Origin of the sequence: Pantoea sp. SIMBA_079, assembly GCF_046940275.1 — a bacterium.
Taxonomy (GTDB): domain Bacteria; phylum Pseudomonadota; class Gammaproteobacteria; order Enterobacterales; family Enterobacteriaceae; genus Pantoea; species Pantoea borealis.
In genome coordinates this window covers 127128-142978 of the sequence record NZ_JAWRYR010000005.1, presented here as the reverse complement: position 1 = coordinate 142978, position 15851 = coordinate 127128, and the positions used below count along the sequence as shown (strand labels likewise).

Here is a 15851-nt window from a genome sequence, read left to right as displayed (position 1 = left end):
AATAGCCGCTCATTCTACCTGGAATCATCTTTGACGCCAAACCACTGATGATACCAGCGTGGCTTTATTTGCTCGCGCAGCCCCTGCATCTGCCAGCGACCCTGGCTGACACGAATACGGATTTGCCCAGAGCGTGCAGTATCTGCCCAGAGATAGCCCTGCTCCCGGTAACGCTTTACCACCGACTGAGCCGGCATACGCCAGGCGTTGTAGCGCGCCACTGAAGCCACCGCCGCTTCGCCCGCTATATGTCGCAGAAACAGGGACGTAGAGGAGGTCCGGCTGCCGTGGTGCGGCACCTGAAGCAGTGTAGCCTGCAGCTGACGCTTTTCCAGTGCCGCCAGTTTGCGCTCTCCCGCCTGCTCCAGATCGCCAGTCAGCAGCAGGCTTACGCGGCCATCATCCACCCGCACCACGCACGAATCATTATTGTGCCCGGCTACCGGCAGGGCTGGTGGCCACAAGGCGGTAAAACGCAGGCGCCCCCACTGCCACTGCTGGCCGCGCACGCACGGCAGATGCCCGGGCTCCCCAAGCGCGCTGCGGATTGTCAGCCCAGGCCGGGCGCGTAGCAGCGCGTTCAGCCCGCCACGGTGGTCGAGATGCCGGTGGCTCATTATGACGCCCTGCAGCGTGCGCCCGGTGTAGTTCAGCCAGGGTAAAATCGTGCGCTCCCCCGCATCGCCCTGCTGCCACGCCGGCCCGGTATCATAGAGTACCACCTCCTTTCCCTGCGTAATCGCGACCGCCAGACCATAACCTATGTCGAGAAAATCGACTTGCCACTCGCTCTGCTCTGCATCGGTACGTCCCAGCAGCAGCGCCAGTAACAGGCTGGCGAAGCGGGCCGACGTGCGGGCAATCAGCCCGCTGCGCCACAGCAGTAATCCTCCCCAGATCACTACGACAGCAGGCAGCGTCTGATGCAGGCTCAGCCAGCCGGCGGGCAGCCACTGAAGGCTCAGTACCAGATAGTCCACCGAGCGATCGGCTAACCACCACAGTGGCTGTGCCGCCTGTTGCAGTGGCACAAGCAGCGCCAGCAATAGCAGCGGCACCGTAATAAATGAGATAACCGGCACGGCCAGCAGATTAGCCAGCAGCGCAGTCAGGCTGATGCCCTGAAACAGAAAAATCTGCAGCGGTGCCATCAGAACCATCATACCGAGCTGCAGGTGCAGTAGCTGCAGCGGCAGCCAGCGGCGCTGCGTCCGATAAGGATTTGGCAGCGCAAACCAGCTGAACCAGATAATCAGCATCGCCACTGCCAGCACTGAGAGCCAGAAGCTTTCCGACAGAACTGCCAGCGGATCGAATACAAGCAGTGCCCCTGCGCATAGCAGCCAGATTTGCCACGCGCTAAGCTGCCAGCCCGCTGCACGTATAGCGCTCCAGAGCGTCAGCGCCAGCATCGCACGCTGCGCGGGCACATGACTGCCGGCAATCCAGCAGTAGAGAGCAGCGGTCAGCCAGCTGACAATCAGCGGAAACCGCCAGCTGATATGGCGGGCAGGTAACGGAAACTGGACGGCGCGTGCCAGCAGCCAGCCAATACTGGCTGCCAGCGCAATATGCATGCCGGAAATGGCCATCAGGTGCGCGGTGCCGGTCTCACGCAGAAGCTGGCGCAGCGGCGCCTGCATCTGCGATCGATCGCCAAACGCCAGCGCCTGCAGAATTGCCGGCTGCTTTAGCTCACCAAACGCAGCCTGATAGCGAGCCACCCGTGTGGCCCGCAGGCTGCAGCGTTCTGAAATCTGCTGCTGATGCATAATACGCCCCTGCAGCGGCATATGATTTGCAACCCGAACGCGCTGCAGATCGTATCCTCCTTCATTCAGGCGACCATGTACTGCCCGCAGCCGCAGCCGCATGTGCCAGCGCTGCCCCACGCACCAGTTTTCTGCTTTACTCACATTGCTGATCTGTACAAACAGCGGCGGAAACTGCAGCCGTCCGTCAACGCGGATAAGCCTGACCAGCAGCTGATTTTGCTGTGGGTCAGCTGCATTAATAGTCACCGTGGCGTCAACCGGCCGCAGTGTGAGCTGCTCCATTGCATTCAGCAGACTGCGTGCTTCACCCTGTGCCCAGCACGCCACCAGCAGAGACAAACCTGCCAGCGCAGCAGTTTTATGTGGCAGATGCAGCAAAAGAAGAGCGACAACAGCCAGTATGACCAGCGTGGTGCCGGATGGGATCTGCGGCAACAGCAGCAGAGGCAGCGTGGCAAGAATGGCGATCCCTGCGCCGGTGGTCCATGTAATAGGCATATTTCTCTCCGTCAGACAGCACTATAGTGCGGCAGTCAGGAAAAGAGAGGAGGTAGCAAGAAATGAATTTGCGTCAGCGCATCGGCACTTTTTCGGATACGTTGATATAAATTACAGCGCGCCGGGATCGCGCTCGCAAACCGCAGAGAAGCGGCAAAAAAAAACGACACCCGGAGGTGTCGCTTTATGGTTCGGTAACGGCTTAGCCGTAGATATTTGCACGGTCACGCAGTTCTTTGCCTGGTTTGAAGTGGGGAACGTATTTACCTTCCAGTTCCACTTTGTCACCCGTTTTCGGGTTACGACCAGTGCGCGGTGCGCGGTAGTGCAAAGAAAAGCTGCCGAATCCCCGGATTTCGATGCGCTCACCCTGTGCCAGCGTAGTGGCCATGTGCTCAAGCATCTCTTTGACCGCATCCTCAACGACTTTCGCCGGAATATGAGTATGCTGGCCAGCAAGTCTTTCAATCAGTTCTGACTTGGTCATGAATCCTCCGGTTAATCCCTGTTTGGAAAGGTATGACAGCTTTTACCGAAACCGGACGATAATACTATCGTCCGGTGCTTCGGGTCGATTACTCGCCTTTAGCCGCTTTGAACGCTTCAGCCATTGCGTTAGAGAAGTTGCTTTCATCCTGTTTGGTGTTAACAGTGTTGATAGCTTCTTTCTCATCAGCCTGGTCTTTAGCACGTACAGACAGGCTCACAACGCGGTTCTTACGGTCAACGCCGGTGAATTTAGCTTCAACGTCGTCGCCTACGCTCAGAACCTGAGTCGCGTCTTCGATGCGATCCAGTGAAGCTTCAGAAGCGCGCAGGTAACCCTCTACGCCATCAGCTAATTCTACTGTAGCACCTTTCGCGTCAACTGCAGTGACTTTACCGGTCACGATAGCGCCTTTCTTGTTCAGGGTGATGTAGTTGTTGAATGGATCTTCAGCCAACTGCTTCACGCCCAGAGAGATGCGCTCGCGCTCTGCATCAACCTGCAGTACAACGGCAGCGATTTCGTCGCCTTTCTTGTACTCGCGTACGGCTTCTTCGCCGGTAGCGTTCCAGGAGATGTCAGACAGGTGAACCAGACCGTCGATGCCACCGTCCAGGCCGATGAAGATACCGAAGTCAGTGATTGACTTGATTTTACCTTCAACGCGATCGCCTTTGTTGTGGGTCTCTGCGAACTGCTGCCATGGGTTAGATTTGCACTGCTTCAGACCCAGGGAGATACGACGACGCTCTTCGTCGATGTCCAGAACCATAACTTCAACAACATCGCCCACGTTAACAACTTTAGATGGGTGAATGTTCTTGTTGGTCCAGTCCATTTCAGAAACGTGTACCAGACCTTCAACGCCTTCTTCGATTTCTACGAAGCAGCCGTAATCAGTCAGGTTGGTTACACGACCGGTCAGGCGAGTGCCTTCCGGATAGCGCTTAGCGATAGCAACCCATGGATCTTCGCCCAGCTGTTTCAGGCCCAGAGATACGCGGGTACGCTCGCGGTCGAACTTCAGCACTTTAACAGTGATTTCGTCGCCCACGTTGACAATTTCGCTTGGATGCTTAACGCGTTTCCATGCCATGTCAGTGATGTGCAGCAGGCCGTCAACGCCACCCAGGTCAACGAATGCGCCGTAGTCAGTGAGGTTCTTAACGATACCTTTGACTTCCATGCCTTCCTGCAGGTTTTCCAGCAGCTGATCGCGCTCAGCGCTGTTTTCAGATTCGATAACAGCACGACGTGAAACCACGACGTTGTTACGTTTCTGATCAAGCTTGATTACTTTGAATTCAAGCTCTTTGCCTTCCAGATGCAGAGTATCGCGAACCGGACGCACGTCAACCAGTGAACCTGGCAGGAACGCACGAATACCGTTCAGCTCAACTGTGAAGCCACCTTTAACTTTGCCGTTGATAACACCGGTAACAGTTTCAGCGTCTTCGTAAGCTTTTTCCAGCGTGATCCAAGCTTCATGACGTTTAGCTTTCTCACGGGACAGCAGGGTTTCACCGAAGCCGTCTTCTACTGCGTCCAGAGCAACGTCAACTTCGTCGCCCACCTGGATTTCCAGTTCGCCAGCTGCGTTCTTGAACTGCTCTGCAGGAATTGCAGATTCAGATTTCAGACCCGCATCAACCAGCACGACGTCTTTGTCGATAGAGACAACAACGCCACGAACAATGGAACCCGGACGGGTTTCGATTTCTTTCAGGGACTCTTCAAAGAGTTGAGCAAAAGATTCAGTCATATTGATAATCTTAGGATTCTTCAATTTAACGTCCACCTGACGTCACTGTCGGATGGGGTTGTTTCACATGCCCGGCACCGGTTCCGTGGTACAGGGTTACAGCAATTCTGTCACCGAAAGATTATACACCCAGTTTTTGCCGGGCGTAATCAAGTGCCTGCTCAATCACCTGCTCAATCGACATGCTGGTTGAATCCAGCACCAGAGCATCAGCGGCAGGCACCAAAGGGGCGATAGCGCGATTACGATCGCGGTCGTCGCGTTCCTTTATCTCGGATAAAAGGCGCTCAAAGTTAACATCAATGCCGCTTTTCTGCAACTGCAGCATACGTCGCTGAGCGCGTTCTTCCGGGCTGGCATCAAGGAAAATCTTCACTGGCGCATCGGGAAAAACCACCGTGCCCATATCGCGCCCGTCGGCAATCAGGCCAGGCTCTTCACGAAAAGCGCGCTGGCGACGCAGCAGCGCTTCGCGCACGCGCGGGAAGGCTGCAACACGTGAAGCGGTATTGCTTACCTCCTGCGTGCGGATCTCGCTGGTCACATCCTCACCTTCCAGCACCACCTGCATTTCGCCGTCAGCCGAAAGAAAACGAACGTCAAGATGGGCGGCCATCGGCACCAGCGCCTCTTCCGATTCAATATCCACCTGGTGATGCAGCGCGGCGAGCGCCAGCACGCGGTAGATCGCGCCAGAGTCGAGCAGATGCCACCGCAATGACTCTGCCATCGCTTTGCATAACGTCCCTTTCCCTGCGCCGCTTGGGCCATCGATAGTAATTACCGGGGCGATTACCGTCATTGTTCTCTCCTGTTACAGCCTGCTTATTAACAGTCCAGGGACTGTCTGAATTGCGCAGTAGTATACGCTGCCTGCAGCCGGTTAGTTACCCCTGCACGTCGACAACGGTGACAGTTTGCGCTTTTTCAGATGATTTTCTGTGCAGAAAGACCAGTGGAGTGCAAAGCGATCCGGCGCACATACGCCGGATCGGGCTATCAGGAAGCGTGGCTGACTTTTGCCAGCTGCCGGAAATAGTCCGGGAAGGTTTTGGCTGTACAGCCTGGATCGAGGATCGTTACCGGCGTATCGGACAGTGCAACCAGAGAAAAGCACATCGCCATACGGTGATCGTTATAGGTGCCGATATCTGCGTGCTGCAGCTGCGCAGGTGGCGTAATCCGGATAAAATCGTGGCCCTCTTCGACTTCTGCGCCCACTTTACGTAGTTCAGTTGCCATGGCCGCCAGACGATCGGTTTCTTTCACGCGCCAGTTGTAAATATTACGCATCAGCGTAGTGCCCTGTGCAAACAGCGCCGTCGTTGCGATAGTCATCGCTGCGTCCGGGATATGGTTCATGTCCATGTCGATGGCGTTCAGTTCACCGCGTGTACAGGCGATGTAGTTATCCCCCCACTCGATCACCGCGCCCATTTTTTCCAGTACGTCAGCAAAGCGGATATCGCCCTGCACGCTATTACGGCCAATGCCGGTAACCCGTACGGTGCCGCCGCGAATGGCCGCTGCAGCGAGGAAATAGGAAGCTGAAGAGGCGTCCCCTTCCACCAGGTATTCGCCCGGTGACTGATACTGCTGCTGACCTTTAACAATAAACCGCTGATAATGCTGGTTTTCAACTTCTACGCCAAAGCAGCGCATCAGATGCAGCGTGATATCAATATAAGGTTTAGAAACCAGATCGCCTGCGATCGTGATACAGGTATCCTGCTGCGCCAGCGGCGCAGTCATCAGCAGCGCAGTCAGAAACTGGCTGGATACGCTGCCATCAACGCTGACGTCACCGCCGGTGAAACCACCGTTCAGGCGCAGCGGCGGATAATCACGCTGTTCCAGATAATCAATACTGGCCCCACCCTGACGCAGCGCATCGACCAGGTGACCGATAGGACGCTCTTTCATGCGCGGCTCACCGGTTAACACCACGGCGTGGTCGCCCAGGCAGAGTGCAGCAGCCAGCGGGCGCATTGCGGTGCCCGCATTACCAAGAAACAGTTCCAGCGGCTGCTCCGCATGAAGGGCGCCACCGTTGCCTGTAACTTCGCATACGGTGCGGTCAGCGGAAAGCGTGTAGCTAACGCCCAGCGCCTGCAGCGCAGTGAGCATATGTTTTACATCATCGCTGTCAAGCAGGTTAGTCAGGCGCGTCGTGCCGTTAGCCAGCGCGGCCAGCAGCAGTGCACGGTTTGAAACGCTTTTTGAACCCGGCAGGTTGACCGTGCCGTCGATGCGGGCAATCGGTTGAAGAGTCAGGGAGTCCTGCATGTGAAACGAAATCTCCAAAAATACGAAACCCCGTCTGTTGACGGGGTCTGATACCAGACAAGCTGGCGTGAAACACAGATCAGCCGTGACGACGCTCGAACTCTGTCATAAATTCGGTCAGCGCTTTAACGCCTTCCAGCGGCATGGCGTTGTAGATAGATGCACGCATACCGCCCACAACACGGTGGCCCTTCAGCGCATGCAAACCTGCCTTCAGCGACTCTTCCAGGAATAACTTATCCAGTGAGTCATCTGCCAGCTGGAACGGAACATTCATACGTGAGCGGTTTGCGCTGGCAACCTCATTACGATAAAAACTGCTGTTATCAATGGTGCCATAGAGCAGTTCAGCTTTTGCCTGATTCAGCTTATCCATCTCACTGATGCCGCCTTTCTCTTTCAGCCATTTGAAGACCAGACCAGAAAGATACCAGGCGAAAGTAGGCGGCGTATTAAACATTGAGTCGTTTTCTGCCAGCACGCTGTAGTCAAGAATAGAAGGTACGTAGCGCTGGGCTTTGCCCAGCAGATCCTCACGTACTACAACCAGCGTCAGCCCCGCCGGGCCAATATTTTTCTGCGCACCGGCATAAATCAGACCATAGCGGCTGACATCGATAGGCCGGGAGAGAATGGTAGAAGATAGATCGGCCACCACGGTTTTATTGCCGAAATCGGGCTCTTCATCAATCGCCAGACCATCAATGGTTTCATTAGGACAGAAATGCACATAAGCGGCATTGTCGCTTAGCTGCCAGTCGCGCATAGGCAGCAGCGCGCGCTTGCCGTCCAGCGTGGTTTTGATATCAATCGCGTTTGGCGTGCAATATTTTTCTGCTTCTTTAATTGCACTGTGTGCCCAGTAACCGCCATCGATGTAATCAGCCGTTGTCGCCTCACCCAGCAGGTTCCCCGGGATCGCCGCGAACTGCGCACGGGCACCACCATGACAGAATAAAACTTTGTAATTGGCCGGGATTTTAAGCAGATCGCGAAAATCCTGTTCCGCCGCTTCTGCCACGGCCATAAACTCTTTACTGCGGTGGCTAATCTCCATCACTGACGTGCCTAAACCATGCCAGTTGGTCAGCTCCTGCTCTGCGCGACGAAGTACTTCCACCGGCAGCATTGCCGGGCCGGAGCTAAAATTGTAAACCTGCGTCATGTCCCCTCACCACTCTCTGCTTGAACGGTTATGAATCTCTCTCCGGTTTTATCATTGCCTCCGGGCGGCTGCAATCATTTATCCGGCCGCGATCACATTTCTGAGGCACACCTGGCCGCAGCTTATATTACAAATGTAACGCACTGCGGGATATTGTGAGGCGGGCTGCACCAGGCCTGCCCGGCCGTGGCCGGCTGTTGGCTCTGTCGGCGTTACGCCGGGAGAAAATGCCGGGGATGATAGCGCCACTGCGGTAAAACCCGTATTATTGCGCGCTTTACGCCCACCTTATCGACTTGAGAGAGCGCCACTATGACGCAAACGTTTATTCCAGGAAAAGATGCCGCGCTGGAAGACTCCATCGCCCGCTTCCAGCAAAAACTGCAGGATCTGGGTTTTAATATTGAAGAGGCTTCATGGCTGAATCCGGTTCCGCACGTCTGGTCCGTACATATTCGCGATCGCGATTGCCCGCTCTGCTTTACCAACGGCAAGGGTGCCAGTAAAAAAGCGGCACTGGCTTCAGCGCTGGGTGAATATTTTGAACGCCTCTCAACCAACTACTTTTTTGCGGATTTCTGGCTGGGTAAAACCATCGCGAACGGCGATTTTGTTCACTATCCGAATGAGAAGTGGTTTGCACTGCCGGATGACGAAAGCCTGCCTGAAGGCATTCTTGATGCACGCCTGCATCAGTTTTACGATCCAGACGCCAGCCTGAGCGCGGCGGATTTAATCGATCTGCAGTCCGGCAATACCGCGCGCGGCATTTGTGGCCTGCCGTTCACGCGTCAGTCCGATCAGCAGACTGTGTATATCCCGATGAATATTATCGGCAACCTTTATGTCTCTAACGGCATGTCCGCAGGCAATACCGCGAATGAAGCACGCGTACAGGGGCTGTCTGAGGTTTTTGAGCGTCATATTAAAAACCGTATTATCGCTGAATCCATCAGCCTGCCTGAAATTCCGGCTGAGGTGATGCAGCGTTATCCCGATGTAATTGAAGCTATCGGGCGACTGGAAGCGGAAGGCTTTCCTATCTTCGCTTACGACGCCTCCCTGGGCGGCAACTATCCGGTTATCTGCGTAGTGCTGTTCAACCCGGCCAATGGTACCTGCTTTGCCTCATTTGGTGCCCATCCTGACTTTGGCGTGGCGCTGGAACGCACCGTTACTGAACTTCTGCAGGGCCGGGGTCTTAAAGATCTGGATGTCTTTACGCCGCCGACCTTTGACGATGAAGAAGTGGCTGAGCATGCAAACCTGGAGACACACTTTATCGATTCCAGCGGTCTGATCTCCTGGGATATGTTTAAAGATGAAGCAGACTATCCGTTTGTGGACTGGAGCTTTGCCGGCACGACCCAGGAAGAGTTCGCTACGCTGATGGCCATCTTTGCTGCAGAAGATAAAGAAGTTTATATCGCAGATTATGAACATCTGGGCGTGTATGCCTGCCGCATTATCGTACCGGGTATGTCCGACATCTATCCGGCGGAAGATCTGCTGCTGGCTAATAACAATATGGGCGCTTCACTGCGTGAAACGCTGCTGGCACTGCCGGCCAGCGAGTGGCAGCCTGAGGCCTATCTGGCGCTCATTGAACAGCTGGATGAAGAGGGCCATGATGACTTCACCCGCGTGCGTGAGCTGCTGGGTCTTGCAACCGGCAAAGATAATGGCTGGTATACACTGCGTATCGGCGAGCTGAAAGCGATGCTGGCGCTGGCGGGAGGCGATCTCGATCAGGCGCTGATCTGGACGGAGTGGACCATGGAGTTCAACCAGTCAATTTTCAGCGCAGAGCGTGCTAATTATTATCGCTGTCTGCAGACGCTGCTGCTGCTGGCTATGGAAGATGAGCGCGAACCGGTGCAGTATCATCGTGCGTTTGTCCGGATGTATGGTCAGGCGGCGGTTGACGCCGCGTCTGCTGCCCTTAGCGGTGAAGCGCCATTTTATGGTCTGCAGGCCATCGATGAAGATCTGCATGCGCTACCTGCTCATCAGGCGCTGCTGGCGGCGTATGAAAAACTGCAGGCAGCAAAACGCCGCTACTGGTCCGCGGTGTAAGCACTGCGTGGGCGTTGTTTACTGACGCCAGTGAAACAGGTATGGCCAGACGGCTGTACCTGTTTTTTTACCGCGTTACACCTGCCATTAAAATAAATCTGCATATTTTAAAATTATTTTATTTATTTAAATTCAATAACTTGAATGAATTTAATGCTATTCCCTCTTTCTTCTCCTGACTAAAGATGATCCATATCAAGTCCGCTGCTTACCGGCTTTGTTAGCATCTCCTCAGACCTGTTACGGAGAGCGTAAGCGTGAAAGCTGACAACCCCTTTAATGCTTTATTGCCTGCGGCAATGGCTAAAGTTGCTGAAGAGGCGGGCGTCTATAAAGCAACTAAACATCCCCTTACGACCTTTTTCCTTGCCATTACCGCCGGCGTCTTTATCTCGATCGCCTTTGTGTTCTATATCACCGCGACCACTGGCAGCACACTGCTGCCGTGGGGCGTGGCCAGACTCATAGGGGGCATCTGCTTTTCGCTGGGTCTGATGCTGGTGGTGGTATGCGGTGCCGATCTCTTTACCTCAACTGTTCTTATTGTCGTGGCCAAAGCCAGCGGGCGTATCAGCTGGCTGCAGCTGGCCCGCCACTGGCTGAATGTCTACGTCGGCAACCTGTGCGGCGCGCTCTTTTTCGTCATGCTGATCTGGCTGGCCGGTGAGCATATGGTGGCTGGGGGTGCGTGGGGACTTAATCTGCTGCAAACCGCCGATCACAAGATGCATCACAGCTTTGCAGAGGCCGTAGCACTAGGCACGCTGGCTAATCTGCTGGTCTGTCTGGCCGTCTGGATGAGCTATTCCGGACGCAGCCTGACTGACAAGATGATTGCCATGATTCTGCCGGTGGCGATGTTTGTTGCCAGCGGCTTTGAACACAGCATCGCCAATATGTTTCTGATCCCGATGGCCATCCTGATCCGCGATTTTGCCGCACCGGAGTTCTGGCAGCTGACCGGTACCACTGCCGCTCAATTTCCGGCACTCAATTTCAGCGATTTCATTTTCAACAATCTGATCCCGGTCACGCTCGGCAATATTATCGGCGGCGGTGTACTGGTTGGATTGACTTACTGGGTTATCTATCTGCGCGGTTCTGCGCCGGCAGCGTAATTGTGTCCGGGGGCAGCAATGCGTCCGGCAAGAGAGTCTCCTTAAACAAGGCAGGTATATCATGTCCGAACTGAATGAAAAAATGGCAACAGCCTGGGAAGGATTCAAGGCCGGGGAGTGGCAAAGCTGCGTTAACGTACGCGACTTTATCCAGAATAACTATACGCCGTATGAAGGCGACGAATCGTTTCTCGCCGGTGCCACCCCCGCGACAACGGCACTGTGGAACCGCGTACTGGAAGGGATCAAAATCGAGAACCGTACGCATGCGCCGGTAGATTTTGATACCGATCTGGCCTCCACCATTACCTCGCATGATGCAGGCTATATCGACAAATCTCTGGAAACTATCGTTGGTCTGCAGACTGACGCGCCACTGAAACGCGCCATTATTCCGTTTGGCGGCATCAAAATGGTGGAAGGCTCCTGTAAAGTCTATGGACGCGAGCTCGATCCGGCGCTAAAAAAAATCTTTACGGATTATCGTAAAACCCATAACCAGGGCGTATTTGACGTCTATACGCCGGATATTCTGCGCTGCCGTAAATCAGGCGTACTGACCGGGCTGCCTGACGCCTACGGCCGTGGTCGTATTATTGGTGATTACCGTCGCGTTGCGCTCTACGGCATTGACTATCTGATGCAGGACAAAGTCGCACAGTTCACGTCGCTGCAGCACGATATGGAAAACGGCGTGGATCTGGAAGCCACCATTCGCCTGCGCGAAGAGATCGCTGAACAGCACCGTGCGCTGGGCCAGATCAAAGCGATGGCGGCAAAATATGGCTGTGATATCTCTCTGCCGGCCACCACCGCGCAGGAAGCGGTACAGTGGACCTATTTTGGTTATCTGGCGGCCGTAAAATCGCAAAACGGCGCCGCAATGTCATTTGGTCGCGTATCTACTTTCCTGGATATTTATATTGAACGCGATATGCAGGCTGGCAGGCTCACTGAAGAGCAGGCGCAGGAGCTGATTGACCATCTGGTCATGAAACTGCGCATGGTGCGTTTCCTGCGCACGCCGGAATATGACGAGCTGTTCTCAGGCGATCCTATCTGGGCGACGGAATCACTCGCCGGAATGGGCGTCGACGGACGCACGCTGGTGACAAAAACCACGTTCCGCTTCCTGAATACGCTCTATACCATGGGCCCCTCCCCTGAGCCTAACATGACCATTCTCTGGTCCGAAAAGCTGCCGCTCAACTTTAAAAAATATGCGGCTAAAGTCTCCATCGATACCTCGTCACTGCAGTATGAAAATGATGACCTGATGCGTCCTGACTTTGATAATGACGACTACGCTATCGCCTGCTGCGTCAGTCCGATGATTGTCGGCAAACAGATGCAGTTCTTCGGCGCGCGTGCCAACCTGGCCAAAACGCTGCTGTACGCCATCAATGGCGGGATGGATGAAAAACTCAAAATGCAGGTCGGGCCAAAAGAGGCGCCTATTACCGATGAAGTGCTCGACTTTGAGACAGTCATGGCACGCATGGATCACTTTATGGACTGGCTGGCGCAGCAGTATGTCACCGCGCTGAACATCATCCACTATATGCACGATAAATATAGCTATGAAGCTGCGCTGATGGCGCTGCACGATCGCGACGTTTATCGCACCATGGCATGCGGGATTGCCGGGCTCTCAGTGGCAGCGGACTCTCTCTCTGCCATCAAGTATGCCCGGGTGAAACCCATACGTGATGCTGACGGGCTGGCCACCGACTTTGACATTGAGGGCGATTATCCGCAGTTCGGTAATAATGACCCGCGCGTCGACGATCTGGCCTGCGATCTGGTTGAACGCTTTATGAAAAAGATTCAGCAGCTCCGGACCTATCGCAACGCCGTGCCAACCCAGTCCGTGCTGACCATTACCTCAAACGTGGTATATGGCAAAAAGACCGGTAATACTCCGGATGGTCGCCGCGCCGGTGCGCCGTTCGGCCCGGGTGCCAATCCGATGCACGGACGCGATCAGAAAGGGGCCGTAGCCTCGCTGACCTCAGTGGCTAAATTGCCGTTTGCCTATGCAAAAGATGGCATCTCCTACACCTTCTCCATCGTGCCCAATGCGCTCGGCAAAGATGATGAGGTGCGGAAATCAAACCTTGCGGGCCTGATGGATGGTTATTTCCATCATGAAGCGGACCTGGAAGGCGGCCAGCATCTGAATGTCAACGTCATGAATCGCGATATGCTGCTGGACGCGATGGCGCATCCGGAAAATTATCCGCAGCTCACCATACGCGTTTCGGGTTATGCAGTGCGCTTCAATTCGCTGACCCGTGAGCAGCAGCAGGATGTGATCACCCGCACCTTTACTGCCTCACTCTGATGATAAACAGGGCTCCCTGAGGGGGCCCTGTTTCAGAGTCCGTTTTGGCAGCGTGCTGACGCGGGCACGCTGGCAAAACTGACTTCCCTGCTGAGCGCAACAAAGATTGCGTTGCCTGAAACAGGCTAATCCGGAGAACCATCGCTATGTCTGCTGTCGGTCGTATTCACTCTATTGAATCCTGCGGAACCGTTGACGGTCCCGGCATTCGTTTCATCACATTTTTCCAGGGCTGCCTGATGCGCTGTCTCTACTGCCATAACCGCGACACCTGGGATACCCACGGCGGCAAAACGGTGACGGTTGATGAGCTGATGCAGGATGTGCTTGCCTACCGTCATTTTATAACGGCGTCCGGCGGAGGGGTAACTGCCTCCGGCGGCGAGGCGATCCTGCAGGCGGAGTTTGTGCGTGACTGGTTCCGCGCCTGTAAACAGGCGGGCATTCACACCTGCCTCGATACCAACGGTTTTGTGCGGCGCTATGAGCCGGTAATCGATGAGCTGCTGGAGGTAACCGACCTGGTGATGCTGGATCTGAAACAGATTAATGATGAGATCCATGAAATTCTGGCCGGCGTTTCTAATCATCGCACGCTCGATTTTGCCCGCTATCTGCAGAAAATCAATAAACGCACCTGGATCCGCTATGTGGTGGTGCCGGGCTATTCAGATGACGATGACTCCGCGCACCGGCTCGGCCGGTTTACTGCGGAGATGCAGAATGTGGAAAAAATAGAGCTGCTTCCCTATCACGAGCTGGGCAAGCATAAATGGCAGGCTATGGGGGAAACGTATCAGCTGGAGGGCGTCAGGCCGCCAGCAAAAGAGACGATGGAGCGCATCAAAGGAATTCTGGCGGGCTACGGCCACAACGTCATGTATTAAAAACCAGAGAGAGCGGCATGCTCTCTCTGATGTTTGAACCTGTCAGGCGTGCGCCACCGGCGTCGCATGATGATCGGCTTTGCGCAGCAGCATTACCAGATAGACCAGCGCCACCGCAGCGATCATTACAAACAGCAGCTGGTCAGAGTAATGCTGCATCAGCATTGAGGTCATTGCCGGTCCCACCAGGCTGCCTACGGTATAACTGAACAGCAGCGCCTGATTCATCGCCACCAGTTCGTGGTGTGCAACGGTCTCACAGGCCCATGACATAGCAACCGGGTAGAGCGTAAAGCCTGCCAGCCCCAGCACAAACAGCGCCGGCGCCATTGCCGTATCACCCAGCATCGCCATGGCGCCGAGGATCACAACAAACACCTGCACGCGCAGGACCATCAGACGGCCAAAGCGATCGGCCAGACGCCCGACAGGCCACTGTCCGATAATACCGGAACTCACCAGCAGCGCCATCCAGTAGCCTACTGAAGCATCGCTCATACCGCGATGCGACAGATAGAGCGGCATCAGACCATAGAGTGATCCCAGTACAATGCCGGAAATAATGCAGCCGTTGATCCCGAGGCGTGAACTGCGGCGGCGCAGCATGCTCCAGATGCGGGTGGTGGAGGCCTCTTCGCTCTCCGCTACCATACTCACCTGTACAAAAAGCAGTGGCAGTATCGCGCAGACAATCAGCGCCGTCACCCAGGGGATAACGTGCAGCAGTTCAGTGGAGACGCTGCTGACCAGCAGCTGCCCGGCCACCGTACCAAGATAATAGACAATCATATAGGCAGCCAGCAGCTGACCGCGGTTACGCACCGTACCGCTGCAGAGCAGCGCGCTTTCCACTACCACCCAGATCAGCGCACAGCCTACGCCAGCGCTGAAGCGCAGCAGCGTCCAGCTGGAGAACCCTTCCAGCAGCACCATTCCCATCGTCGCCAGAGCAAACAGCACGCTGGCAAAATAAAAGCAACGATTAAAACCGTAGCGCGCAATCAGCCAGCCAGCCAGCAGCGTGCCCGCCAGATTGCCGGTGTAATAGGCGGAACTCGCCATGCCTACCTGCCAGGTAGGCAGCTGCTCATGAGCAAGCCAGAGCGGCACCAGCGTATTAAGCACAGCGATAGAAACCGTCATCAGCATTAAGCCGCAGAGCAGCAGCAGGACGGGGCGCGACCAGGTAAGCATAAGGATAAAACCAATGGAAAGAAGCGAGAATTGCGCGCAGTTTGCCACTGGAAAACGGAAAGTCAACGAAGAGAAAAAAGGCACCGCACAATTTGCTGCTGAACAATTTATTTTTTTTATCTTCAGGCGGTTAGAAGCATAATAAACAAAGCCGGATTAAAATCTATCACTATGAATTTACAGATTTTTAGCGCTTAACTGCCGGCGTTCTTCGATAACGTTTATTTGTGATAACTTTGCAGGGAAAAGGCATTGCTGC

At 54.9% G+C, this 15851-nt stretch carries 12 protein-coding genes; 5 read left to right on the top strand and 7 right to left on the bottom strand.

Annotation, left to right across the window (positions count from 1 at the left end):
• Positions 1–14: 14 nt before the first annotated feature.
• The 6 genes from SB719_RS09715 to serC form a co-directional block, all read right to left on the bottom strand.
• Positions 15–2273 carry a DNA internalization-related competence protein ComEC/Rec2 gene (locus SB719_RS09715; protein ID WP_412159174.1) on the bottom strand — a complete coding sequence of 753 codons (2259 nt, stop codon included), beginning with the start codon at positions 2271–2273 and terminating at the stop codon, positions 15–17.
• 202 nt (positions 2274–2475) lie between these two features.
• The gene (ihfB, locus tag SB719_RS09710; protein WP_010618275.1) at positions 2476–2760 is read right to left on the bottom strand and encodes an integration host factor subunit beta; all 285 of its coding nucleotides are present in this window, start codon (positions 2758–2760) and stop codon (positions 2476–2478) included.
• Between the two features lie 88 nt (positions 2761–2848).
• A complete protein-coding gene (rpsA, locus tag SB719_RS09705; protein WP_052246478.1) occupies positions 2849–4522 on the bottom strand; it encodes a 30S ribosomal protein S1 in 1674 nt (557 codons plus the stop codon).
• Positions 4523–4643: 121 nt separating this feature from the next.
• Positions 4644–5324: a (d)CMP kinase gene (gene cmk / locus SB719_RS09700; RefSeq protein WP_065649698.1), complete on the bottom strand. Its 681-nt coding sequence runs from the start codon at positions 5322–5324 to the stop codon at positions 4644–4646.
• A gap of 197 nt (positions 5325–5521) precedes the next feature.
• Positions 5522–6808 carry a 3-phosphoshikimate 1-carboxyvinyltransferase gene (aroA, locus tag SB719_RS09695; RefSeq protein WP_065649699.1) on the bottom strand — a complete coding sequence of 429 codons (1287 nt, stop codon included), beginning with the start codon at positions 6806–6808 and terminating at the stop codon, positions 5522–5524.
• 79 nt (positions 6809–6887) lie between these two features.
• The gene (gene serC, locus SB719_RS09690; protein ID WP_065649700.1) at positions 6888–7973 is read right to left on the bottom strand and encodes a 3-phosphoserine/phosphohydroxythreonine transaminase; all 1086 of its coding nucleotides are present in this window, start codon (positions 7971–7973) and stop codon (positions 6888–6890) included.
• A gap of 312 nt (positions 7974–8285) precedes the next feature.
• Between serC and ycaO the strand changes: the two genes are divergently transcribed.
• The 4 genes from ycaO to pflA all read left to right on the top strand — a co-directional run bounded on the left by ycaO (position 8286) and on the right by pflA (position 14398).
• Complete coding sequence (gene ycaO / locus SB719_RS09685; protein WP_304233566.1) at positions 8286–10049, top strand: 30S ribosomal protein S12 methylthiotransferase accessory factor YcaO; 1764 nt, start codon at positions 8286–8288, stop codon at positions 10047–10049.
• A 257-nt stretch (positions 10050–10306) separates the two neighbouring features.
• On the top strand, positions 10307–11167 hold the full coding sequence (focA, locus tag SB719_RS09680; protein WP_065649702.1) for a formate transporter FocA: 861 nt from the start codon (positions 10307–10309) through the stop codon (positions 11165–11167).
• A gap of 61 nt (positions 11168–11228) precedes the next feature.
• Positions 11229–13511 carry a formate C-acetyltransferase gene (gene pflB / locus SB719_RS09675; RefSeq protein WP_065649703.1) on the top strand — a complete coding sequence of 761 codons (2283 nt, stop codon included), beginning with the start codon at positions 11229–11231 and terminating at the stop codon, positions 13509–13511.
• 146 nt (positions 13512–13657) lie between these two features.
• Positions 13658–14398: a pyruvate formate lyase 1-activating protein gene (pflA, locus tag SB719_RS09670; RefSeq protein ID WP_304233570.1), complete on the top strand. Its 741-nt coding sequence runs from the start codon at positions 13658–13660 to the stop codon at positions 14396–14398.
• 42 nt (positions 14399–14440) lie between these two features.
• On the opposite strand, the gene SB719_RS09665 is transcribed toward pflA, so the two are convergent.
• The gene (locus SB719_RS09665) at positions 14441–15592 is read right to left on the bottom strand and encodes an MFS transporter (protein ID WP_292972297.1); all 1152 of its coding nucleotides are present in this window, start codon (positions 15590–15592) and stop codon (positions 14441–14443) included.
• Between the two features lie 13 nt (positions 15593–15605).
• Here SB719_RS09665 and SB719_RS09660 point away from each other — a divergent pair, with 13 nt between their 5' ends.
• Entirely contained in the window at positions 15606–15734 is a 129-nt protein-coding gene (locus SB719_RS09660; RefSeq protein ID WP_292972300.1) for a hypothetical protein, read from the top strand.
• Positions 15735–15851: the final 117 nt, after the last annotated feature.